Genomic DNA, 23,034 nt, shown 5'->3' with positions numbered 1-23,034 from the left:
CTACTGTGGAAGGCATGCGGATCCACGTTGTCGACCACCCCCTGGTGGCGCACAAGCTCACCACGCTGCGCGACAGGCGCACCGACTCCCCCACCTTCCGGCGGCTCGCCGACGAGCTGGTCACCCTGCTCGCCTACGAGGCGACGCGTGACGTGCGGACGGAGCAGGTCGACATCGACACCCCCGTCACCACGACGACCGGGGTCAAGCTCTCCCACCCCCGGCCGCTGGTGGTGCCCATCCTCCGGGCCGGTCTCGGCATGCTCGACGGCATGGTCCGGCTGCTGCCGACCGCCGAGGTGGGCTTCCTCGGGATGATCCGCAACGAGGAGACCCTGGAGGCGTCGACGTACGCCACGCGGATGCCGGAGGACCTGTCCGGCCGCCAGGTGTACGTCCTCGACCCGATGCTGGCCACCGGCGGCACGCTGGTCGCGGCGATCCGCGAGCTGATCGAGCGGGGCGCGGACGATGTCACCGCGGTGGTGCTGCTGGCGGCGCCGGAGGGCGTCGAGGTGATGGAGCGCGAGCTGGCGGGCGCCCCGGTGACGGTCGTCACCGCCGCGGTCGACGAGCGGCTCAACGAGAACGGGTACATCGTGCCGGGCCTGGGCGACGCGGGCGACCGGATGTACGGCTCGGCGGAGTAGCAGTAGCGGAGTAAGAGGAGTGGCCCGGCGGGGCCGGCCGCCGGTCACGGTGGCGGGCCCCGGAGCCCGGCCGGCCCCCGAGGCGGACCGCGCCCCGAGGGCGACCGGCCCCGGGGAAACGGCTGACCGGCCCCGGCGGGCGACCGGCCCCCTGGTGACCCGGCTTCAGCAGACCGGCGGGCGGACCGGGTTCGCCAGGACCGTCAGCGCCTTGTCGGCCGCCGGGCGCGGGGCGAGCGCCGTGAAGGCCGTGCCCAGGATCAGGTCCACATCGCCGGTGGTCCGGGTGTCCGTCCTGGCCGGGGCGGCCGGGAGCTGGGTGGCCAGGACCGGGAAGGGACCCTTCAGCGCGCCGGGCGCGCCCAGCAGGATGCCGGGGCCGGGGACCTTCTTGTCGTAGTCGGCGGTGGCGTTGCCGACCTTGCCGATGGTGAAGCCGCGGGCCTTCAGTTCCTCGGCCGCCGCCTTGGCCAGACCGCCGCGCGGGGTGGCGTTGTAGACGTTGACGGTGACCTGCGCCGGTTTGAGGGTGACGGGCGGCCGGGGGGCCGGAGCCTTGGCCGCGCCCTTCTTCGCCGGAGTGCAGCCGGGTTTGCCGGCGGCCGCGGTCTCCTTCCCGGAATCGCCGCCGAAGGCGTCGATGAGCTGGACCGTCCCCCAGCCCGCGAGCCCGAGGGTAACCACCGCGGCGACGGCCGCCGTGATGATCCTGCGGCGGTACGGGGGGCGGCGCATCCGGGGGTACTTGTCGCCCGTGATGCGGTACTTTCCCCCCATCCCGGGAGGAGTCAGCATGCTCATGGGCGCAGCGTAGTGCGGTCGGGACGCCGTGCCTACAAGATGATCAACGGGTTGCGCCCGTACGGCCCCGGAAAGGGCCCGAAAGGCTCAAAGGAACCACCACGATCGGCCCCGTACAAGAGGCTCCGACCGGGAGCGGAGCGGCCCGGCGCGGGCGTCAGCCCAGTTCGAGGACGCGCGCGTGCAGCACCTGGCGCTGCTGGAGCGCCGCGCGGACCGCGCGGTGCAGACCGTCCTCCAGATAGAGATCGCCCTGCCACTTCACGACATGCGCGAAGAGGTCGCCGTAGAACGTCGAATCCTCGGCGAGCAGCGTCTCCAGGTCGAGCTGACCCTTGGTGGTGACGAGCTGGTCCAGGCGGACCGGGCGCGGGGCGACGTCCGCCCACTGCCGGGTGGATTCCCGGCCATGGTCGGGGTAAGGCCGTCCGTTTCCGATGCGCTTGAAGATCACACGGAAAGCCTACCGGTCAAGCCCCTCCGGGCGCAGCCATGGCGGGCCGGTGCGATCCTGGGCGAAGGCTGACAAAGCAGAAATCCGGCGTGGAAATCGGGGTGCGAGATGGCCGTGAGCGGTACGGAGCCGGACCCCGATCCCGTACGGGCCATCGCCGAGGGGTACGCCGTGGCGGGCCCCGCGCTGGAACTGGGCGCGCTGCTCTGGGACGGTGTGCCGCGCCCGGACGCGCCCGTCCGGCTGCCGCTCGCGACGCTCAACCGGCACGGTCTGGTCGCGGGTGCCACCGGCACCGGCAAGACGAAGACCCTCCAGCTGATCGCGGAACAGCTCTCGGCCAACGGCGTGCCGGTCTTCCTCGCCGACATCAAGGGGGACGTCTCGGGGATCTCCGCCCCGGGCGAGCCCGGCGACAAGGTCCGCGACCGGGCCGCCGCGGTCGGCCAGGAGTGGCAGGCGCGGGGCTTCCCCGTGGAGTTCTACGGACTCGGCGGCGTCGGCCCCGGCATTCCGGTCCGGGCCACGGTCACCGGCTTCGGGCCGGTGCTGCTCGCCAAGGTGCTCGGGCTCAACCGGACCCAGGAGCAGTCCCTCGGCCTGGTCTTCCACTATGCCGACGCCAAGGGCCTGGAGCTGGACGACCTCAAGGACCTGCGGGCGGTGGTCGGCTTCCTCCTCTCGGACGAGGGCCGGGCCGAGCTGAAGACCGTCGGCGGCCTCTCCGCGGCGACCGCCGGGGTGATCCTGCGGGCGGTGACCGTCTTCGAGCAGCAGGGCGCGGCCGGTTTCTTCGGGCGGCCCGCGTTCGGAACGGGCGAACTGCTGCGGACCGCGCCCGACGGGCGGGGCGTCGTCTCCGTACTGGAGCTGGCGGCCGTCCGGGACCGGCCGCAGCTCTTCTCGACCTTCCTGATGTGGCTGCTGGCCGACCTCTTCCACGAGCTGCCGGAGGTCGGCGACCAGGAGCGGCCGAAGCTGGTGTTCTTCCTCGACGAGGCACATCTGCTCTTCACCGACGCGTCGAAGGCCTTTCTGGAGGCGATCACGCAGACCGTGAAGCTGATCCGCTCCAAGGGCGTCGGCGTCTTCTTCGTCACCCAGACCCCGAAGGACGTACCGGCGGACGTACTGGCGCAGCTCGGGAACCGGGTGCAGCACGCGCTGCGCGCTTTCACCCCGGAGGACGCCACGGCGCTGAAGGCGACGGTCCGGACCTTCCCGAAGTCGCCGTACGACCTGGCGGAAGTGCTGACCGGGCTGGGGACGGGCGAGGCGGTGGTGACCGTGCTGGGGGAGTCGGGGGCGCCGACGCCGGTGGCGGTCACCCGGCTGCGGGCGCCGGAGTCGCTGATGGGCCCGGTGGATCCGGCGGCGCTGGACGCGGCGGTGGCGGCGTCGCCGCTGTACGGGACGTATGCCCGGGCGGTCGACCGGGAGTCGGCGTACGAGAAGCTGAGCGGGCGGCCCGCGCCGGGGGCGGCGGACGGCGGGACGGGGGCGGTGACGGAGCCCGGGTCCGGACCGGAGGCGGCGGGCAGCGGGCCGGAGGCGGATCGCGGGGCCGCTGAGGAACCCGTTCCGCGGCGCGAGCAGGAGTCGCTGGTCGCGCAGGTCATGGGGAGCGGCGCCTTCAAGTCGCTGGCCCGCTCGGTGGGGACGCAGCTGGGGCGGGAGATCACCCGCTCCCTCTTCGGCACCTCCCGGCGGAGACGCTGAACTCCGCGTCTCCGCCGGGACTGCCCGGCGGGCCGGGGCCGGGCGTACCCGGCCGGGGTGTCGCTCCGTGGTGTCACACCGCCGGCGTGACACCGCAGGTGTTACTCCGTCACGGCCTCGTGGCCGTCGCGCAGTCCGCCGCTGCCGGACTGGCCGCCGCCGGGGGCGGCCGGGGTGACCGGCTTGGAGATCGAGCTGATGTCGTGCGCGTAGGTGCCGACCGCGTTGGCGATGATGCCGATGTTGATCCCGAACGCCTTCATGCTGACGTTGGAGAGGTTGTCCCCGGCGCCGTGGTAGTTCGGGTCGTACGCGATTCCGGCGGTACCGCCGAACTTGGCCGCCTGGGCCTCGGTCTTCTTCACCTCGGCGCCCGTGAAGGTGCCGCCGGCCGGGATGCCGATCTCGATGAACGGGCCGTAGTCGGAGCGGCCGGAGAAGTCGGTGCCCTCGTGCGGGGTGCCCCGCTTGTCGAGGAACTTCTGCATGTCGCGCTCCAGCTGGGCCGAGCCCTCGGGGCCGGGGCCCGCGCCGACGCCGTCGGAGTTGTCGCCGTCGTAGAGGAAGATGCCGTAGTTCGGCGAGGCGATCATGTCGAAGTTGAGGTACGCCTTGATCTCCTTCTTGCCGAGGGAGGTCAGGCTCGCGACATACGCCTCGGAGCCGAGCAGGCCGTTCTCCTCGGCGCCCCACCAGGCGAAGCGGATCTTGTTGGCGGGCCGCTTCTCGGCCTTCGCCAGCTGCTCGGCGACCTCCAGCAGACCGGCCGAGCCGGAGCCGTTGTCGTTGATCCCGGCACCCTCGGAGACGCTGTCGAGGTGGGCACCGAACACCACCGTGTTGGCGGCGTTGCCGTGCTTGGTCTCGGCGATCACATTGCGGGTGGTACGGGTCTCCTGGAGCTGCCGCACGTCCATGGTGACGCGGACCGGGCCGCTCGCCAGCTCGGCGACGAGCTTCTCGCCCTCGGTCAGCACGATGCCGCCGGTGGGGATCTTCACCCCGGCGGGGTCGCCCAGGGTGCCGCCCATGGAGCCGTCGATGTTGTTGTAGATCAGGGCGCCGATGGCACCGGCGTCGGCGGCGGTGGCCTGCTTCTGCGCGAAGGTGCAGCCGCCGCGCTTGATCAGGGCGATCTTGCCGGTGAAGGTGCCCGAGGCGTAGTCCGCGGGCTCACAGCCGGTGGTGGCGTCGGCCGGGACGGCGGCGATATCGGCGGTGAGGCCGCCGACCGGGGTGGACTTGGTGTAGTCCATCGCCACGACCCCGACGGAGCGGGGCGTGGGCGAGACGACGGCGAGCGACTCCGCCTGCGTCTCGATGTAGGGGAACGTGAACGGCTGGTACGACACGTTGTAGCCGTACTTCTTCAACTCCTTGAACACATACGCCGCGGAGGCGTCGTATCCCAGGGTTCCGGCGGCACGGTTACCGGTGGTGTCTGATATCTGCTGGAATTTCTCCAGGTGGTCGAAGGCATCGTCCGCGGACGACTTCTTGACCAGCTTGGCCGCCAGCTTTGCGGCGTTCGCCGCGTCCCGCTCCGCGGGGGTGTGGCGGTCGGCCGAGGCGGGGGACGCGGAGGCCAGCAGCAGCGGGGTGGCGAGTGCGGCGGCGGCCAGGGTGGCCACGGCTCTGCGACGGGTTGCCTTCACAGAGTTCCTTCCCGTAATGAACATGTCGAACGGGAAGCTAGCGGGGAGTTGGTGCCTCTGGGAACGCCTGTGCCCCAACTCACTTCCCATGTCACGGCATTGCCATACTTCTCCTTTCCCGGAATGGCTTGTTCCTTGTGTCCGGGCCGGGATAGTTCGCCCGAGTGGGTGCCTGTGAGTCCCGGAAACGGGCGGTCGGGTCCGCCCATTCCGTCGGAATCGTCCCGTCGAAAGGGTCGCCTCACTCCACGTTTTTGTCCGGAATTCCACCCCGGCCCGCCGGGCAGGGCCCGTTCGCCTGCTCAGGCCCCCTTTGCCGCCCGCTTCATTTCCTGTTTGTGCGCCCGCACCTTCGCCAGCGAATCCGGCCCCGTGATGTCGGCCGCCGAACGGTAGGAGCCCGCCTCGCCGTAGTCCCCGGCCGCCTCGCGCCAGCCCCGGGGCCGGACGCCGAGCTGCTTGCCCAGCAGGGCCAGGAAGATCTTCGCCTTCTGCTCGCCGAATCCGGGCAGCGCCTTCAGCCTGGCCAGCAGCGCGGCCCCGTCCGCGACGCCCTCCCACAGGGCGGTGACATCGCCGCCGTACTCCTCGACGAGATACCGGCAGAGGGTCTGGATGCGCTGGGCCATGCTGCCCGGATAACGGTGTACGGCCGGTTTCTCCTTCAGCAGCGCGGCGAAGGCCTCGGGGTCGTACGCGGCGATCTCGGCGGCGTCGAGATCGTCCCGGCCCATCCGGACGGCGATGGTGTACGGACCGGAGAAGGCCCACTCCATCGGGACCTGCTGGTCGAGCAGCATGCCGACGAGGGTGGCGAGCGGGCTGCGGCTCAGCAGCGCGTCGGCCTCGGTCTGCTGGGCGAGGTGCAGCTCGGGGGCGGGGGTGTCGCTCCGGGGACTCATGGTTCCGATGGTCACCCGGGCGGCGGCGGGCCGCCAGCGGCGCGCCGGGGGCGGGGGCCGCGGGCTGCGGACCGCTGGGCTCGGGGCGGGAGCGGTGCGGTACGGCACCGGGGCCCCGCCGCCGTGTACGGCAGGGCCCCGGTGGTCCCTGGTGGCCGGGCGGGGTCCGCCCGGCGTCCTCAGTGGTAGTGGTGGTGGTTGGTCGGCAGGAGCTGCGCGTTCTTGAGGATGACCGCGTTCTCCAGGACGTCCTCGGCCGGATCGTCGATCTGACCGATGGAGACCAGCGTCAGCTGGTGCCCGGTCCGGGTCTCGTCGGCGGCCGCCTGCTGGGCCGGGACGGTGCCCGCCAGCGCCGTCGCGCCCAGCGCGGTCAGCAGCAGCCGGGCCCGCCGGGTCCGGCCGCCGCGGTCCTCCTGCCGGTCCTCCCGCCCTGTACGACGTGTCGCCCTGGTCATCTCGCCTCCGGCTCGGTTCGCCCGTCTCGGTCCGTTCGTGGGGTGTATCCACCGGACGCCCCTCCAGGTCACGGCGTACTAGCAGGCGAGCACACAATTCACTCGTTCGGCGGTAGGAAAAATGGGGGCGCTCAGGGTTGAGGAGGGGCGGATAGTGATCAGGCGGGCGCCGGGCGATAAATGACCCAGACGGACTCGCAGGGATCGTTGTCCGCCAGCGCCTTCAGCGCCTCGTTCTCGTTCTTGTCCACGTTCAGGCCCCAGCGGAGTTTGGTCGCCACCCAGTCCTTCGCGTAGCGGCAGAGGGCGCCGTCGGACGGCGGATGCCAGTGGTTGAGGTTCTGGTTGTCGCGCTCGCGGGCGGTCCTGGCCAGCACCACGTTCAGACTGCCGGTCGCCCCCTGGTCGTTGGCGTACGCCTCCCGCCGCTCGGCCGTCCAGTTCCGCGCGCCCGAACCCCAGGCCTCGGGGAGCGGTACGGCGTGGACCACCGCCAGGTCCCGCAGCGAGGAGGTGGACTGGTTGTCGTAGTACGAGTGCCACCTGCCCCCGCTCAGGGTGCAGCCCGGGGAGATGTCCGGCGCCTCCAGTGCCTCGGCCAGCAGCACTTCGCGCCGGGTGTCGCAGAGGTCCTCCGGGTCCCGCCCCGCGTTCCAGTGCGGGAAGGCGGCGGGGGTGTAGCCGGTCCGGTCCTCGTCCGCCTCGACGAGCAGCGAGATGGCGTCCTCCAGCTGGTACATCTCGTACGAGGACAGGGGGGCGGCGGCGGGAGCGGCGGGAGCGGTGCGCGCCGCGCCGGCCGCGGGGGCGGCGCCGGCCGGACCTGCGGAGAGCGGGGCCGGCGCGAGTACCAGCGCGAGCGCCGCGGCCGCGCCACGGATGCGGTTCTTCCGGTGAGGGGTCATGGCACGTTGATAGCGGGGCGCGGGGCGTCCGGCCCGCGGCGCCGGGCCCCAACCCACCCGTCCGGGTGGAAAGTCCCGTCGCCGCGGGCCGGCGGCGCCCGTACGCACACCCGAGGCCCGTACACGTACGCCGTGCGACGCCGATACCGGGCTTGCGCAGGCCGGACACGATCGCCATGAGGTCCTGGACGGAGCGGCCGAGCCGGTCCGGTGACAGGACCCGTTTCATGGACACGATCCGGTGCTGATCCCGCCGCGCGCCGCCGCTTGCCGACCTTGCTCATCAATCGGTCGATTTCTGAACGCAAGGGGCTGCGCCGGGACTTGGACGCTTCACAACAACTCTTTTGAAACAACTGTTGTAGGTCTACGCTCTGCGCATGGTCGCTTCCTCTGCTTCAGCCCCCGATTCCTCGGGACGGGACATCGAGCTCGACACCGCCTCCCTGCGCGTGCTCGCTCACCCGTTGCGCTTGAACGTGCTCACCCTGCTGCGTGAGCGTGGTCCGTCCACTGCCACCCGGGTCTCCGGCGAACTCGGCATCAACCCCGGCGCGGCGAGCTATCACCTGCGTCGACTCGCCTCGGGCGGGCTCATCGTGGAGGACCCGGACCGCGGCACCGGTCGCGAGCGGTGGTGGAAGTCTGCCCATCGCCAGTCGATCCACGATCCCGCGGCCGCGCCTGCGGAGCAGCGCGAGGCCGGACGCGCATACACACACGCGGTCGCCCTTGCCGCTGCGGATCGTCTGCGCAGGGCCGCGCACGAGGTGCCGCTGCTTCCTCAGGAGTGGCTCGATGTCACTGCCTACGGCGACTTCCTTCTGTATCTGACCCCGGGCGACGTGGACCGGATGCGGGCCGAGATCTTCGAGGTCGTCTCGCGATATCGGCAGGACGAGAGCGAGGCGCCTGAAGGGTCCTCTCCAGTAGCGCTGCAGGTGCAGGCGTTTCCGGTGCCCGGCACAGTGCTGCCGTTGGCCGGCGAAGCGTGAACGCGCACGGCATGGCCGCGTCCGCGCGGCCCGCCTACCGGGACGTCAACGTTCTGCGCTGGCTTACCGCGTACACGGCCTCGGTCACCGGCGACGTCGTCTACTTCCTCGCCCTGTCCTGGGCGGCCGCCCGCACCGGCGGGCCGTCGCAGGTGGGCCTGGTGGTCGCTGCCGGTGCTCTTCCCCGTGCTGTGCTCATGCTCGGTGGCGGTGTGGTGGCCGACCGGTTCGGGCCGCGCCGGGTTGCTGTCGTCAGCGACGTGGTTCGCTGCATGGTGATCCTCGTCGCCGCCGCGGCAGTCGTGCTGGCGTCCCCGGGCGTGTGGCTGCTGGCCGCGGTCGCGTTGGTCTTCGGCGCGGTGGACGCGGTGTTCATGCCGGCGGTGGGTGCGCTCCCGCCACGTATCACGACACCTGAGCAGCTCGCCCGGGTCCAGGGGATGCGCGGGTTGTCGATCCGGCTGAGCAATGCCGTGGGCCCCCTCCTGGCGGGCGCCGTGCTGGTGATCGGCGGTACGGCCGGTGCGTTCACAGCCGCTGCCGCTCTCTTCGCCCTCTCGCTCGTCACTCTGCTGACCGTGCGGACCACGCCTTTGACGGAGGTATCCCAGCGCGGCTCCGCCTGGCATGAACTCCGTGACGGTCTGCGATACGTCCGCCGCCACCGGATGCTCGCCCCGCTGGTCACGATGATCGGACTGAGCGAGATGTGCTTCAGCGGCCCGGTCGCGACCGGCCTGGTCCTCCTGGCCGACGAACGCGGCTGGGGCGCCTCGGGCATGGGGTGGATCGCGAGTGCATTCAGCGCCGGCGCCGCGGCTTCGGCCTTGCTGCTCACCGTCTCGACCCGGATACCGCGCGCCGGGTCGGCGATGTGTGGCGCGCTGCTCGTCACCGCCGCGGGAGCGGTCGCCCTGGGGCACGCCCCCTCACTGCCCATAGCCGTCACGCTCGGCTTCTCCATCGGACTGACCAGCGGGTTCACGACGACCGTGACCGGAGCGTTCGTCCAGACGGAGACGGACCCCCGCTATCTCGGACGGGTCACCTCGGTCACGACTCTCTGCACGCTGGGCCTTGCACCCGTGCTCTTCCCTGCCGTCGGCATCACGGTGGCCCTGTGGGGAGCGGAGGCGTTCTTCATCGGGTGCGGTGCGATCTGCCTGCTTGCCGCAGCGCTCGGCTTTTCCGTGCCAGTGGTACGACGCGCCGAACTCTCCCCGCCCGGGCCCGTATCGCCGGCGGGCCGGTGACGGGACCGGACCTGCTCACGCGTCCGAACAGATCACCGCCGCTTCCGGCTGGTGACAGCGTTCTTATCGGGGCACCCCTGCACGTACGGTACGCCGTGCGCACTCCTGCACGTACGCCGTACGCCGTGCGCACACCGGTACGGCGGTGTGCGCACGGCGCCTGGACGTGCGACGTGCGACGCGTGGTGCATCGCGCGGTGCTCGGCGCGTGACGGGTCACGCGCTACCGCGGGCCGTCAGCGGATCACGGCAGTCCGGCGTGCAGGGCGCTCATCAGCGCGCCGTTCGGGGTGTCGCCGGACATCTCCCAGATCATGCCGCCGAGCAGCCCCTTCGATTTGATCCACTCGGCCTTCTTCCCGATGGACCAGGCGTCGTCGAAGCTCCACCAGGTGCCGCCGGGGCCGGTGTATCCGTAGGTCGAGATGGACTGGGTGTCGTGGTACACGGTCATATTCGGATAGCTGGTGATCATGTTCTGGTAGCCGCGGATACCGGCTTCCTCGGGGAACTGCCCGGGTGCCGCGCCGTTAGCGGTCTGCCACTCGCCGTTGACGCCCGCCGCGCCCGCCGCCACGTCCTTCCAGCCGCGGCCGTAGAACGGGAAGCCGACGGTCAGCTTCCGCGGGTTGACCCCGGCGTCGAGATAGGTCTGGACGGCCTTCTCGATGCTGAATTCGAAGGGGTACGGGTCCTGGGCGTCCCGGTACAGGTTCGCCTGGTGTCCGGTGCGGTTGGGCTCCCACGAGTTGTCGCTGCCCGCGCCGTGGAAGTCGTACCCCTGGACGTTCGCGAAGTCGAGATAGTCGAAGATCTTCGTGAGGTCCCAGCCGGCCGCGATCTTCGCGGGGTCGGCGGGAGTGAAGGCGGTCAGCAGCTTGTGCTCGCCGCCGAGGGCGTCGAGCTGCCTGCGGAACTCGGCGAGCAGGGCCGTCAGATTGTCCTTGTCCTGCGGGCCCCAGCGGTTGCCCGCGTGTCCTTCGGCACCGGGCCACTCCCAGTCGATGTCGATGCCGTCGAAGACCCCGAGGCCGGTGCCGGGGCCGCCCGCGCCGTTGTAGACCGGCAGATTGCCCTTGATCCAGATGTCCACGCAGGAGCGGACGAACTTCTCGCGGGACGCGGGGGTGGCCGCGGCGTCGGAGAAGAACTTGGAGAAGGTCCAGCCGCCGAGCGAGACGACGAACTTGAGGTGCGGGTGCTTGGCCTTCAGCTTTTTGATCTGGTTGAAGTTGCCGCGGAGCTTGCCCCAGCCGTCGTCGGCGACGCCGTCCACGGACTGGGCGGCGGAGAAGGGCCGTCCGTAGTCGGCGTCGGCGTCACCGGCGCCGGTGCCCTCGTCCGGGTCCTGCGGATTGCCGGAGATGCCCTTGGTGACCCCGGCCTGGCAGGTCAGATTGACCGGGTCGATGTTCTCGAAGGCGTAGTTGACGACGTCCAGCTTGGCGGCGGCGCCGGAGGTGTCGAGGTTCTTGACGAAGTACTGGCGCCCGTAGAGGCCCCACTGGATGAAGTAGCCGACCTTGTAGTAGTTGCCGGGCCCGGCGACGTCGTCGGTGCTGACGGCGAGGGTGTTGGAGGCGGGGGAGGAGTTCTCGGCCAGGTCGCGCGCCTTCACGGTGAAGGTGTACGCGGTGGCGGGCGACAGGCCGGTGATGGTGGCCGAGGTGGTGGTGACCGTCTTGACCGGTGTCGTACCGGTGCCGCGGTAGATGTCGTACCCGGCGACGGAGACGTTGTCGGTCGACGGGTTCCAGGCCAGGTTCACCGTGGTGGCGGTCTTCGCGGTGGTGCGCAGATTGCCCGGCGCGGTGGGTGGCACGGGATCGTTCGCCGGGTTGTACGTACGGACGGTGAGCGGTGGACCGAGCGGACCGTTGTTGCCGCGGGTGTCCTTCGCCCGCACGGTGACGACGTACTCGGTGTTCGGCATCAGCCCGCCGACGGTGGCGCTGGTCGTGGTGGTGTTCTCCTTGAGGACACCGCTGACGAAGACGTCGTACGAGGCGACCGGGTAGTCGCCCTGGGCGGACGCGGGCCAGGCGAGCGTCATGGTCCGGGCGGTGACCGTGGTGACGGTCGGCGCGCCGGGCGCGGTCGGCGGTACGTCGGGGGTGCCGTCGCACTTGTCGCCGTTGACCGTGCAGCCGGTGGGCGTGCCGACGGGCCCGTTGCCGATGAACCAGTAGCTCCAGGGGTTGGTGGTGCCGCCGGCCGGGACGGTGGCGTTGTAGTGGGCGTTCTTCACGGTGACGCGGTTGCCGCTGACGGTGGCGTCGCCGTGGTAGTGGCCGGTGACGGTGACCCCGGCGGGCAGGTCGAACTGGAGGGTCCAGCCGTTGACCGCCGTGGTGCCGCTGTTGCGGATGGTGTAGATGCCGCGCCACCAGGAGCCGTTGTTCTCGGTGGTGAAGGTGGCGGTGAGGGTCCCGGCGGCCTGCGCGGGGGAGGCGGAGAGGCCGGTGAGCCCGGCGAGGGGCAGGACCAGGGCGGCGAGGAGCGCCGCGAAGCGGTTGCGGAGGGTCCGGTGGGGGTGCTTCGTTCTGCGGGGGCGTGGGTGGGGGGGTTGGTGGGGGGATCTGCGGATTTTCATGAACATGGCTCTCCCTGGGGTAAGGGGGTGCATGGCCGTGCTCAGGACGATCAACCCCTCAAACTACTTGGTCTGGACCAGTGCGGAACTGCCCGGGAGCGGCGGCTTTCCGTCACTGTCGGCATTCCGCCGCCGATGGGTAGTGGCGGCGCCAAGTGGTCTGTACCTTTCCGTGCGTACCGGCGCGGAGGAGGCGCGATGGCGGGGGCGGGTGAGCGGCGGCGGCCCGGTGCCGGGACGGGCGGGGGCGGTGAGCGGGAGCCCGGTGCGGGCGCGGGTGCGGCGGCGGGCGCGGGTGGTGAGCGGGAGCCCCGGGCGGGGGCGGTCCGCGGGCTCGGCGCGCTCGGTGTTCCCGCGGCCGAGGAGACTCTCTACCGCGCGGCGCTGGCCTTCCCCGGGGCGACGGTCGCCCAGTTGGCCGCCGCCACCGGCTGGGACCGGGACCGGGTACGCCGCCGGGCCCTGACGCTGGAGGGCCGGGGGCTGCTGGTCCGGCTGCCGGGCCGCCCCGCGCGGTACTGTCCGGCCCCGCCCGGCCCCGCCCTGGAGGCGCTGGCCCTGCGGCGGCGGGAGGAGATCGAACGCGCCAGGCTGGTCGCCGCCGCCCTGACCGACGGGTTCCGGTCGGGCGGGCGGCCGGTGGTGGAGACCCTCGCGGGCGGCCCGGAGGCGGCCGACCGGTTCGCCGCCCGGCTCCAGGGCGCGGCCCGCCGGGAGGTGCTGGTGCTGGGGGCGCCCCCGGCCGCGGCGGCGCCCGGCGCGGTGCGGGCGGTCCGGCGGCGGGCGGTCTACGACCACCGGTGGCTGGACTCGCCGGAACGGCTGGCCGCGGCCCGGGAGGCGGGCGAGGCACTGGGGGAGCGGAGCCGGGTACTGGCCGAGGTGCCGCTGGTGCTGCTGGCGGTGGACGGTACGACGGCGCTGGTACGGGACGGCGCCACCGCGCTGGTCCTCCGGCCGTCGGGGCTGCTGGACGGGGTGCTGGCGCTCGGCGAACTGCTCTGGGAGCGGGCCGTACCCCTGGTCCCGGCGGCCGGGGACGGATACGGCCTCTCCGGCGAGGACGGCCGCTTGCTGGCCCTGTCCGCGTCCGGTCTGACGGACCGGGCGATCGCCCGCCGGCTGGGGGTGGCGCAGCGCACGGTGGAGCGCCGGATGCGCCGGATCATGAACGTCCTGGGGGCGCGGACCCGGCTCCAGGCCGGGCTGCGGGCGGCCCAGCTGACCCGGGACGCGGCCGCCCCGGCCCGGCCCGGAGGCGCGGATCAGGGTGGGGGCGCGGATCAGGGTGGGGGCGGGGACCGGCGCGGCGGCACGGATCAGGGCGGGGGCGGGGGCGGGGACCGGGACGGAGACGCGGAGGTGGACCGGGGCGGACCCGGCCGCTGAGGACCCCGGTGGCTTCCGGGGCCCGGCGTCCCGGGGCCGTCAGCGGCGCAGTGCCCACCGCTGGACCTGCTCCAGCGGGCCGTGCGAGAAGCGGCGGAGCCAGAGGGAGGAGCCGATCATCAGGATCGCGCAGACCGCCGTCCAGAGGGCGATCACCCACCACGGGTGCCAGTCGTCGCCGAGGCGTTCCGTGAGGCCGAGGCCGATTCCGTACGCGGCCAGCATGCAGAGCACGTTCTGGAGGACATAGCCGGAGAGGGCCGTACGGCCGACGGAGGTCAGACCGTTCAGCAGGGGGCCCGGGCGGCGGACGCGGTCCAGCAGCAGCCCGATCAGTCCGATGTAGCCCAGCGCCGTCAGCGGGCCGCCCACGTAACGGTCCAGCAGGAAGAGATCGGAGCCCGCGACGGAGGAGAGCACGCTGATCGGCAGGCCGAGGCCCAGTCCCCAGGTCAGCAGCCGGCCCCGGATCCGCCGGCCCGTCTCGTCACCGCCGAACGCGCCCGCCCGGAAGAGCCGTACACCCAGCAGAAACAGGAACACCAGCAGCGGGAAGGTGAGGATCGGCTCCATCCGCAGGGCCAGGGCGTTCTCCAGCCGGAAGACGATCTGCTCGCCCCAGCTGCCGTGCGCGTACACGTCCCGTACATCGTCTTCGAGCGCGGGCTGGCTGCCGCTGCCGGTGTCCGCCATGACGAAGGCGGTGGCCACGAGCATCAGCGTCAGATGGAAACCGCCGAGCCACCACATCACCCGGTTCTGCGCCCGTATCGACCGGGTCAGCAGCCGGGCGACGAGCAGCGCGGTGACGGCGTACCCCATCAGCACGTCCCAGGCGAAGACCAGGACGAAGTGGACGGTCCCCTCGAAGAACAGGAAGAGCGCCCGCCACCGGTAACGCCCGGGCCACGGTTGGCCCCGCCGCTCGGCGGAGGCGTACTGGATGGCAAGGCCGACCCCGAACAGCACGGTCAGCAGCGCCAGGAACTTGCCGTTCGCCAGCAGCCGCATGACGGTCTCGACCGCGTGCGGGAAGGAGTCGAAGGAGGGAGCGCCCGTTGCGCCCGTCAGTACGCCCCACTCCGAACCCGGCGCGGCGAAGATCCACACATTGGTCATCAGGGTGCCGAGGATCGCCGCGCCGCGCAGGACGTCGAGCAGCGGAAGCCGGCTCCCGGCGGCGGCTGTTCCGGCCGCGCGGGGCGAGTGGGGCAGGGTCTGAGTGGTCACGTATTCATGGTCCCGGCGGCCCCGGGCCGGATCGTCGTAGCGGAAGACGAAAGCGGGCTGCACCGAAGGATGTAGCGGGGCTCCTCCCGCGGGTAGAGAGGCCCGTCGATTTCCGGCCGGGGGCACAATGGGGCTGCCGGAGAAGGTTGTTCGGGGCAACGGACGCCGTACCGCCGGACGCCGTACCGCCGGACGCCGTACCGCCGGACGCCGGGCGCTGCCCGCTGTACCGCCTGTGCGCTGTACGGCCGGTGTGTACGGGCCGCTGTGCATCCGTACCGCGGTGTGCTCGCCCCGCGGTGGCTCCTCCGTACCCGATGTGCGCCGCCGCCCGGACGAACCTATGGTCGACCTATGGGAGACGTACGGGGCTTCCGCCTCACCGACCGCGCTCCCGAGCGGTACGAGCGTTACGCCGCGCCCGTCATGGCGCCCTTCGTCGCCGCTCTGCTCGACGCGGTCGCGCCGGTGCCCGGCGGCGCGCTGCTCGACATCGCCTGCGGGACGGGCTTCGTCGCCCGGACCGCCGCCGCGCGGACGGCGGGCACCAATGCCCGGACCGTCGGTGTCGACCTGGTCCCCGGCATGCTGGAGACCGCCGCCGACCGCGCCGCCGCCGAAGGTCTCGTCATCGAGTGGCAGGAGGCGGAGGCGGGCGATCTCCCCTATGCGAGCGGGACCTTCGACGCCGTCGTCTGCCAGCAGGGCGTGCAGTTCTTCCCCGACCGGGCCGCCGCGATCGCCGAGGCCGTCCGGGTCACCCGCCCCGGCGGCGGCCGGTTCGCCGCCACGGTCTGGGCGCCCCTCGACCGGTCGCCCCTCTTCGCCGCACAGCAGCGGGCCTTCGAGGAGATCGGCGGCCCCGGGATCACCGACTGGTACGCCTCCGCGTTCAGTTGCGGTGCCGACGAGCTGACAGGCCTGCTGCGGGACGCGGGGCTGGCCGAGGTCACCGCGCACGAGGTCGTCGCCGATATCGGCCTGCCGCCGCTGACCGCGTTCGTCCCCGGCTTTCTGACCGTGACCCCCTGGGGACAGGCGCTCGTCGAGGCCGACCCCGAGAACCTCGGCCGTACGGCGGACCGGGTCCGCGAGCTGCTGGCGCCGTGGACGACGGGGGACGGGTCGGCGCAGGTGGAGTTTGTCTCGTACCTGGTCACGGGGGTACGGCAGGGCTGAATCCGGGTCCGTGCCGCCACCCGCCACCCGGGCCCCTGGCCGTGTCCGTACCCGTATCGCCTGCCCCCTGCCTCTGCTGTCCCGCGCTCTGCCTTGCCCCGCCCTGCCGGGCCCGCTCTCGTGTTCCCGCGCTCCCGCTCCTCCCCTCCCGCCCGTCCCTCCCCGCCGGGCCCGGCATGAGGTCCTTCACACCCGCTTGTATACCCCCCGGGGTAATTTGGTACGGTCCTTCGTATACCCCGGGGGGTAATCAGAGCGAAGGGACCCACCGTGTTTTTCATCGACACCATCGACGTGCCCGGGCTCGGCAACCGCGGCTATCTCGCGGGCGGCGCCCGTACCGCCGTCGTCGTCGATCCGCCCCGGGACATCGACCGTGTCCTCGACCTCGCCGCCCGGCGGGGCGTGCGCATCGCGCACGTCGTCGAGACGCACGTCCACAACGACTACGTGACCGGCGGTCTGGAGCTGGCCCGGCTGAGCGGCGCGGCCTACCATGTACCGGCCGGGGCCCGGGTCTCGTACACCCGGGTGCCCGTCGCCGACGGTGACCGCGCGGACATCGACACGGACCTCGTACTGCGTGCCGTCGCCACCCCCGGGCACACCCCGCACCACACCGCCTATGTCCTGGAGGAGGCGGGCACACCCGTGGCCGCCTTCACCGGCGGATCGCTGCTGATCGGCACCGTCGGCCGCCCCGACCTGGTCGAACCCCGGCTCACCGAGGACCTCGCCCGTGCCCAGCACGCCTCCGCGCACCGGCTCGCCGGGGAACTGCCCGACTCCACCGCCGTGCTGCCCACCCACGGCTTCGGCAGCTTCTGCTCCTCGGGCCCCGGCGCCGCCGGTACGGCCGGCAGCACCATCGGGGCCGAACGGCGCAGCAACGGCGCGCTGCTCCAGGACGCCGACGCTTTCGTCGCCGGGCTCCTCGCCTCCCTCGACGACATCCCCGCCTACTACGTCCACATGGGCCCGCTGAACGCCCGCGGCCCCGCGCCCGTCGATCTCACCCCGCCCGCCCTCGCCGACGCCGCGGAGATCGCGGAGCGGCTCGCTGAAGGGGAGTGGGTGGTCGACCTGCGCAGCCGGGTGGCGTACGCCGCCGGGCATGTCGCGGGCACGGTCAACGTCGAGGCGGACGGACAGCTCGCGACGTATCTCGCCTGGCTGGTGCCGTGGGGCAGGCCGGTCACGCTGCTCGCCGAGTCCCCCGGGCAGCTGGCCGCGGCCCAGCGCGAGCTGGTCCGGGTCGGGATCGACCGGCCCGCCGCGGCGGCGACCGGCGAGGTCGGGGACTGGCTGCGGGACGGCGACCGGGCCCGTACCTTCCGCCGCGCGGCCTTCGCCGATCTGGCGGCGGCCGCGGCCGGCGACGTCGGCCGTCCTGTGGTCGTGGTGGATGTGCGCCGGGCCTCGGAGCGCGCCGGCCAGGGCTGGATAGCGGGCTCCGTCGGCGTACCGCTGCACGAACTGCGATCGCGGCTCGGCGAGATACCGCCCGGGACCGTCTGGGTGCACTGCGCGGGCGGGCTGCGGGCCGCGATCGGCGCGTCCCTGCTGGACGCGGCGGGGCGCGAGGTGGTGGCCGTGGACGACGGATTCGCCTCGGCGCGGGCGGCGGGGCTGCCGGTCAGGGGCGGCGACCCGGCCGGGGTCCCGGCCGGGGACGGACCCGGCGACACGGCCGCGGACGGTACGGGCAGCACGGACGGCGTGGACGGTACGGAAACGGCCGGGCCCGGCGCCTCTCCCGGTACTTGCGCCGCCGCCCCCGGTGCCGGTTCTCCCGGCGCCTGTTCCTCCGGCGCATGAGCGGCGCCGTGCTGCTCGCGCTCGTCGCGGGCGCGGTCGTGGGGATCGCCCTGGGCGCGCTCGGCGGGGGCGGCAGCGTGCTCGCCGTCCCCGCGCTGATCTACCTCCTCGGTTTCGACACGGCCGCGGCGACCACCGCGAGCCTGGTGATCGTCGCGCTCACCTCGGCCTCCGCGCTGTACGCGCATGCCCGCGACGGACATGTCCGGTGGCGTACGGGTGCCCTCTTCGCGGCTGCCGGGGTGGTGCCCGCGGCCCTCGGGGGAGCGGCGGCGGCGAAACTGCCCGATGCGGTGCTGACCGGCGCGTTCGCGGTCATCGCCGCGGTCGTGGCAGTGGGCATGCTCCGGTCCGGCGGTCCCGGTTCCGGCGGCGGCCCCGACCCTGGCTCCGGCTCCCGAGCCGGGAGCGGGGCGGGCCCGCGGGGGGCGGGCGCGGCGGCCGGTACGGGGGCCGGGCTCGGCGCGCTGACCGGTGTCCTCGGGGTGGGCGGCGGCTTCCTCGTCGTACCGGCCCTGAACAGGACCCTCGGCCTCGGGATGCGCGCGGCCGTCGGCACCGGGCTGCTGGTGATCGGCGTCAACGCGGTAGCCGCGCTGGCGACCCGCTCGGGCACCGCCCAGGGGCTGGAGTGGGGCCTGATCGCGCCCTTCGCGGGCGCGGCGGTACTGGGCGCGCGGGACGGCAAACGCCTCGCGGACCGGGTTTCGTCCGGGACGCTGCGGAAGGTCTTCGCCTGGTCACTGGTCGCGGTCGCGGTGGCGATGGCGGCCGACGCGGCGGGGGCGGTGTGACGCGGACACGGACACGGGCCGGGGCCGTTTCCGCAGGCTCGGCCGCCCGGGCTCGGCCGCCCGGGCTCGTATCCCCGGTCCCGTATCCGAAGTCCCGTATCCGTGGGCCCGCGCCCGCCCCGCTCACGCCAGCGACAGGAAGAGCTTCTCCAGCCTGGCCCGCATCTTCTCCGGGTCCTCTTTGAGTCCGCCCTCGCCGTCCGCGTCCGGACCGGTCAGGCACTGCTGGAGGCCCGAGGCGATGATCGCGAAACCGGCCCGGTCGAGGGCCCGGGACGCGGCGGCGAGCTGGGTCACGACCTCCTCGCAGTCCCGGCCCTCCTCGATCATCCGGATCACCCCGGCGATCTGACCCTGGGCCCGGCGCAGCCGGTTCAGCACGGCCTTCATCTCGGCGGCCGCAAGATCCAACTCCACGACATCCACTCCTCTCCCGTACCCCACCCACCCATATACCCCTGGGGGTAATTTACCCCCTTCGCCCCCCGAAGGAGGCATCACCGATGCACCGGAACACCCACTCCGAGAACCCCGCCTACGAACTGCGCGGCCCCGACGACGTCCGGCCCCGCCTGGCATCGCTGACCGTCATCGACGTCCGGACACCGGGCGAGTACGCGTCCGGGCATGTCCCGGGCGCCGTCAACATCCCGCTCGACCGGGTGCGGCAGGCGCTCCCCGAGATAGCCGGGGCCGCCGGGCGCGGGGAGGTGCTGGTCGTCTGCGCGTCGGGTGCGCGGTCGGGCAGCGCCTGCGCCCTGCTGGCCGGGCAGGGCGTGCGGGCGGCGAGCCTCGAAGGCGGCACCCGGGCGTGGGAACGGCAGGGCCACCCCCTGGAGCGGCCCACGGCCGGGGGACCGGGCGCCTGCGCCGTACCGAAGGGGGGCTGGGCGATGGAGCGCCAGGTCCGGTTCACGGCGGGTGTCCTTGTTCTGCTGGGTACGGTCCTCGGGGCCGTACTGCACCCGGCCTGGCTGCTGCTGTCCGGGGGCATCGCGGGCGGGCTGGTCTTCTCGGCCCTCACGGACACCTGCGGGATGGCCGCGATGCTGGCGAAGCTGCCGCACAACCGGCCCGCGCGCGCCGATCTGGAGACGGCGCTGGCGCGGCTGCGACCGGCCGGTCCCGAAGCCGGGGCCGGAGCCCGGGCCGCGACCGGTTCCGGTTCCGGCACCGGCACCGGCGACGCCACCGGGGCGGCCGCGGACCGGCGGTAGGCCGGATCACGGTAGGCCGGTTCATGCGGGGGCGGCCGCGGCGGGTCCGGGAGCCCGGCCGGGGAGGCCCGCCCACGCCCTGACCGCGCCCCCGGCCACGCCCCCGGCCCGGCCCCCGCGGCCGGGCCGCAGGGCGCACCCGCCCCGAAGCCCGGCCGCCGGGTTCACCCGCCCCACCCCCGCCCGGCAGCCGGTTCACCCGCCCCGCAGCCGGGCCGCGATGCCGTCGATCACACAGGCCAGCCCCTGGTCGAACGCCGATCCGCGGGTGCTCGGCCCCTCCGCCGAGGCCAGGTCCGCGTACCGCTTCCGCAGCCGGGGGAACGGCTCCGCCGCCGCCACCGCCGCGGGCCAGATGCTCGCCACCCACTCCTCCTCGGTCCGGCCGCTGCGGGCCAGGGTGGTGAGATAGGCCGCCTCGGTGAGCGCGGTGCCGAGGACGAACGCGATGAGCGTGCTGCCGAGCACGTCCGCCGTCTCGGCGTCCTCCTCGCCCGCGGCCTCGAAGATGCCGAGCATCCGGTCCGAGAGCCGCATCATGTTCGGCCCGAGGTACGACATCCCGACCTCGCCCAGCACCGACGCCATCCACGGGTGCCGCAGGATCGTCGCCCGGAAGTCGTGCGCGAAGGACTCCAGCGCGGACCGCCACTCGTCCGGCCCGGCCGGCTCGGGGACCTCGATTTCGCCGAAGACCTCGTCGACGACGAGTTCGATCAGCTCTTCCTTGTTCGCGACGTGCGAGTACAGGGAGGTGGCGCCCGCCTTCAGCCGGGCGCCCAGCTTCCGCATGCTCAGGGCCTCCAGGCCCTCGCCGTCCAGCAGCGCCAGCGCCTCGGCGACGATGTGCTCCCTGCTCAGCGCGGGCTGTTCCCGCCTGCGCCGCTGCGGGCGGGTCCAGACGGAGGGGAATCCCTCGTCCGCCGCCCGCCCCTGCGCTCCCGCGGCTGCGGTGGTGCCTTCCTCGACCGTCATCTCTCCGGCTCCTCTCCCGCGGCGGCCCGCGGCGGCCCGCGGCATCTCACGGCATCTCCCGGATCTCCCGGCAATCCCCTTGCGCCGTTGCCCGGTTCGTCCCCACCCTAACGCAGATTCCGAACGCCGTACGTGGTTGCGAACACTGTGCGGCCTCCGTACAGTGTTCGGCAGGACGCACGCCGTACGGCAGAGCGTTCGGAGCGTGCAGAACGCCGTACGACACGACCTTTCGGAGGGGAACCATGGAGCGCGAGCCGCATGGAAGCGACAAGGGAACCGGGACGGGGAACGCCCCCGGGCACGGGTCCGAGGCCGGTACCGGGTACGGGTCCGAGGCCGGATCCGGGGCGCCCGCCCGCAACCCCCGGCGCTGGTGGATCCTGGTCGTGCTCTGCCTGAGCACCCTGGTCCTGGTGATCGACAACATGGTGCTGACGGTGGCGGTCCCCGCGATCACCGACGACCTCGGGGCCGGCACCACCGACGTTCAGTGGATCATCGAGTCGTACATCCTCGTCTTCGCCGGGCTGCTGCTCACCGCCGGAAGCCTCTCCGACCGGTTCGGCAGGCGGAAGGTGATGATCCTCGGGCTTGCGCTCTTCGGCGCCGCCTCACTGGTCGCGACCTATGCGGGCAGCCCCGAGACGCTGATCGCCGCCCGGACGCTGATGGGCATCGGCGGCGCGCTGGTCATGCCGAGCACGCTCTCCATCCTGATCACCGTCTTCGACGAGGACGAGCGCCCGAAGGCGATCGCCGCCTGGTCCGCGGTCGCGATGGTCGGCCTGGTCGGCGGCCCGGTCCTCGGCGGCGCGCTGATCTCCGACTTCTGGTGGGGTGCCGTCTTCCTGATCAACGTGCCGATCGCCGCGCTCGCCATCGGTTCCGCGCTGCTGCTGATGCCCGAGTCCAAGGGCCCGTGGCGCAAGCCGGACTTCCCCGGCATGGTCCTCTCCATGACCGGTATGACCGCCCTGGTCTGGACGATCATCGAGGCGCCCAAGACCGGTCTGGGCGACCCCGTCACGCTGACCGCCGCCATCGCCGCCGCCGTCTCCCTGGTCGCCTTCGCCGTCTGGGAGGCCCGGACCGACTCGCCGATGGTCCCGGTCGAGCTGTTCCGCAACAAGGTCTTCACCGGCGCCAGCTTCTCGCTCGTCCTGCTGACCTTCGCCAACGGCGGTCTGATGCTGGTGCTGACCCAGTACCTCCAGTTCGTCCTCGGCTACAGCGCCACCGAGACCGGCCTCGCCTTCGCGCCGATGGCCGTCGCCGTCATCGCCTTCAACGGCATCGGCGCCGCTCTCCTCCCGCGGACCGGCAACCGGGTGATGGCCGTCGCCGGACTCCTCACCATCGCGGCCGGGTTCGGCGCGCTGGCCACCCTCTCCGAGGGCGACGGCTGGGGTCTGCTGTCGGTGGCCATGCTGCTGATGGGCGCCGGTGGCGGACTGGCGATGCCCGCCGCGATCGCCGCGCTGATGGGCGCCGTCCCGGAGGAGCACGCCGGGGTCGGCTCGGCCCTCAACGACACCATCCAGCAGGCGGGTGCGGCCCTCGGTGTCGCGATCCTCGGCGCGGTGCTCTCCGGCACGTACCGGAACGAACTGCCGGGAGAGGCCCCGGAGGCCGCGAAGGAGTCGGTGGCGGTGGCGCTGAAGCTGCCCCATCTGGCGGACGCCGCACGGGACGCCTTCACCCAGGCCATGTCGAACAGCTTTGTGGCGGGCGGTGCCGGAGTGGTGGTCGCGGCGGTCCTGGCCGGGCTGCTGCTCCAGGGCCGGGAGACCGTGAAGGGCGGGGCGGCCGTGAAGGGCGGGGCGGCCGTGAACGGAGGAGCGGCCGAGAACGGAGGGGCGGCCGGGGAGCCGACCGCCGCCGCCGCCGAGCCGCAGAAGTCCGCCGCGCACTGAGCCGGGCCACCCGCCCGCAAGGCGGTACGGGGCCGGGGGGGGGGCCCCCCCCCCCGCCCCCCCCCCCCCCCCCCCCGGGGGGGCCCCCCCCCCCCCCCCCACCCCCCCCCCCCCCCCCCCCCCCCCCACAC

Annotated in this window: 20 protein-coding genes; 10 read left to right on the top strand and 10 right to left on the bottom strand. The window is 72.9% G+C overall.

Annotated features, from left to right (window positions below; translation table 11 throughout):
• The first annotated feature begins 14 nt into the window (after nt 1–14).
• Nucleotides 15–650, top strand: coding sequence for a uracil phosphoribosyltransferase (gene upp, locus ACWDR0_RS15170; protein ID WP_456352130.1), 636 nt, complete (start codon nt 15–17; stop codon nt 648–650).
• A 165-nt stretch (nt 651–815) separates the two neighbouring features.
• Here upp and ACWDR0_RS15165 read toward each other — a convergent pair whose 3' ends face one another.
• Nucleotides 816–1,451 carry a LytR C-terminal domain-containing protein gene (locus ACWDR0_RS15165; protein ID WP_456352129.1) on the bottom strand — a complete coding sequence of 212 codons (636 nt, stop codon included), beginning with the start codon at nt 1,449–1,451 and terminating at the stop codon, nt 816–818.
• 157 nt (nt 1,452–1,608) lie between these two features.
• Nucleotides 1,609–1,905, bottom strand: a complete 297-nt coding sequence (locus tag ACWDR0_RS15160) for a type II toxin-antitoxin system VapB family antitoxin (protein ID WP_003955420.1) — start codon at nt 1,903–1,905, stop codon at nt 1,609–1,611.
• A 108-nt stretch (nt 1,906–2,013) separates the two neighbouring features.
• Here ACWDR0_RS15160 and ACWDR0_RS15155 point away from each other — a divergent pair, with 108 nt between their 5' ends.
• Complete coding sequence (locus ACWDR0_RS15155) at nt 2,014–3,624, top strand: helicase HerA-like domain-containing protein (RefSeq protein ID WP_456352128.1); 1,611 nt, start codon at nt 2,014–2,016, stop codon at nt 3,622–3,624.
• A 101-nt stretch (nt 3,625–3,725) separates the two neighbouring features.
• Here the strand turns inward: ACWDR0_RS15155 and ACWDR0_RS15150 are convergent, their stop codons facing one another.
• The 4 genes from ACWDR0_RS15150 to ACWDR0_RS15135 form a co-directional block, all read right to left on the bottom strand.
• A complete protein-coding gene (locus ACWDR0_RS15150) occupies nt 3,726–5,255 on the bottom strand; it encodes a M28 family metallopeptidase (protein WP_456352179.1) in 1,530 nt (509 codons plus the stop codon).
• 326 nt (nt 5,256–5,581) lie between these two features.
• The gene (locus tag ACWDR0_RS15145) at nt 5,582–6,181 is read right to left on the bottom strand and encodes an HhH-GPD-type base excision DNA repair protein (RefSeq protein WP_456352127.1); all 600 of its coding nucleotides are present in this window, start codon (nt 6,179–6,181) and stop codon (nt 5,582–5,584) included.
• A 179-nt stretch (nt 6,182–6,360) separates the two neighbouring features.
• Nucleotides 6,361–6,639, bottom strand: a complete 279-nt coding sequence (locus ACWDR0_RS15140; protein ID WP_456352126.1) for a hypothetical protein — start codon at nt 6,637–6,639, stop codon at nt 6,361–6,363.
• Nucleotides 6,640–6,797: 158 nt separating this feature from the next.
• Nucleotides 6,798–7,544, bottom strand: coding sequence for an HNH endonuclease (locus ACWDR0_RS15135; RefSeq protein ID WP_456352125.1), 747 nt, complete (start codon nt 7,542–7,544; stop codon nt 6,798–6,800).
• A 380-nt stretch (nt 7,545–7,924) separates the two neighbouring features.
• Here ACWDR0_RS15135 and ACWDR0_RS15130 point away from each other — a divergent pair, with 380 nt between their 5' ends.
• A complete protein-coding gene (locus ACWDR0_RS15130; protein ID WP_456352124.1) occupies nt 7,925–8,539 on the top strand; it encodes a helix-turn-helix domain-containing protein in 615 nt (204 codons plus the stop codon).
• 11 nt (nt 8,540–8,550) lie between these two features.
• The gene (locus ACWDR0_RS15125; RefSeq protein WP_456352123.1) at nt 8,551–9,792 is read left to right on the top strand and encodes an MFS transporter; all 1,242 of its coding nucleotides are present in this window, start codon (nt 8,551–8,553) and stop codon (nt 9,790–9,792) included.
• Nucleotides 9,793–10,036: 244 nt separating this feature from the next.
• Here ACWDR0_RS15125 and ACWDR0_RS15120 read toward each other — a convergent pair whose 3' ends face one another.
• On the bottom strand, nt 10,037–12,391 hold the full coding sequence (locus ACWDR0_RS15120) for a glycosyl hydrolase family 18 protein (protein WP_456352122.1): 2,355 nt from the start codon (nt 12,389–12,391) through the stop codon (nt 10,037–10,039).
• Between the two features lie 192 nt (nt 12,392–12,583).
• Between ACWDR0_RS15120 and ACWDR0_RS15115 the strand changes: the two genes are divergently transcribed.
• Entirely contained in the window at nt 12,584–13,774 is a 1,191-nt protein-coding gene (locus ACWDR0_RS15115) for a LuxR C-terminal-related transcriptional regulator (protein ID WP_456352121.1), read from the top strand.
• Between the two features lie 39 nt (nt 13,775–13,813).
• Here the strand turns inward: ACWDR0_RS15115 and ACWDR0_RS15110 are convergent, their stop codons facing one another.
• Entirely contained in the window at nt 13,814–15,004 is a 1,191-nt protein-coding gene (locus ACWDR0_RS15110; protein WP_456352120.1) for a DUF418 domain-containing protein, read from the bottom strand.
• Nucleotides 15,005–15,358: 354 nt separating this feature from the next.
• Between ACWDR0_RS15110 and ACWDR0_RS15105 the strand changes: the two genes are divergently transcribed.
• The 3 genes from ACWDR0_RS15105 to ACWDR0_RS15095 all read left to right on the top strand — a co-directional run bounded on the left by ACWDR0_RS15105 (nt 15,359) and on the right by ACWDR0_RS15095 (nt 18,795).
• Nucleotides 15,359–16,183, top strand: a complete 825-nt coding sequence (locus tag ACWDR0_RS15105) for a class I SAM-dependent methyltransferase (RefSeq protein ID WP_456352119.1) — start codon at nt 15,359–15,361, stop codon at nt 16,181–16,183.
• Nucleotides 16,184–16,453: 270 nt separating this feature from the next.
• Nucleotides 16,454–18,001, top strand: a complete 1,548-nt coding sequence (locus tag ACWDR0_RS15100; protein ID WP_456352118.1) for an MBL fold metallo-hydrolase — start codon at nt 16,454–16,456, stop codon at nt 17,999–18,001.
• On the top strand, nt 17,998–18,795 hold the full coding sequence (locus tag ACWDR0_RS15095; protein ID WP_456352117.1) for a TSUP family transporter: 798 nt from the start codon (nt 17,998–18,000) through the stop codon (nt 18,793–18,795). Before ACWDR0_RS15100 ends, ACWDR0_RS15095 begins: the two co-directional genes overlap by 4 nt.
• 123 nt (nt 18,796–18,918) lie before the next feature.
• On the opposite strand, the gene ACWDR0_RS15090 is transcribed toward ACWDR0_RS15095, so the two are convergent.
• Entirely contained in the window at nt 18,919–19,212 is a 294-nt protein-coding gene (locus tag ACWDR0_RS15090; RefSeq protein ID WP_456352116.1) for a metal-sensitive transcriptional regulator, read from the bottom strand.
• An 86-nt stretch (nt 19,213–19,298) separates the two neighbouring features.
• Here ACWDR0_RS15090 and ACWDR0_RS15085 point away from each other — a divergent pair, with 86 nt between their 5' ends.
• The gene (locus ACWDR0_RS15085; protein WP_456352115.1) at nt 19,299–20,012 is read left to right on the top strand and encodes a rhodanese-like domain-containing protein; all 714 of its coding nucleotides are present in this window, start codon (nt 19,299–19,301) and stop codon (nt 20,010–20,012) included.
• A 195-nt stretch (nt 20,013–20,207) separates the two neighbouring features.
• On the opposite strand, the gene ACWDR0_RS15080 is transcribed toward ACWDR0_RS15085, so the two are convergent.
• Nucleotides 20,208–20,987: a TetR/AcrR family transcriptional regulator C-terminal domain-containing protein gene (locus tag ACWDR0_RS15080; protein WP_456352114.1), complete on the bottom strand. Its 780-nt coding sequence runs from the start codon at nt 20,985–20,987 to the stop codon at nt 20,208–20,210.
• 245 nt (nt 20,988–21,232) lie between these two features.
• Here ACWDR0_RS15080 and ACWDR0_RS15075 point away from each other — a divergent pair, with 245 nt between their 5' ends.
• On the top strand, nt 21,233–22,903 hold the full coding sequence (locus ACWDR0_RS15075; protein WP_456352113.1) for an MFS transporter: 1,671 nt from the start codon (nt 21,233–21,235) through the stop codon (nt 22,901–22,903).
• Nucleotides 22,904–23,034: the final 131 nt, after the last annotated feature.

This window comes from Streptomyces sp. NPDC003691 (genome assembly GCF_053981115.1).
This window is presented reverse-complemented; position numbering and strand designations above follow the sequence as displayed.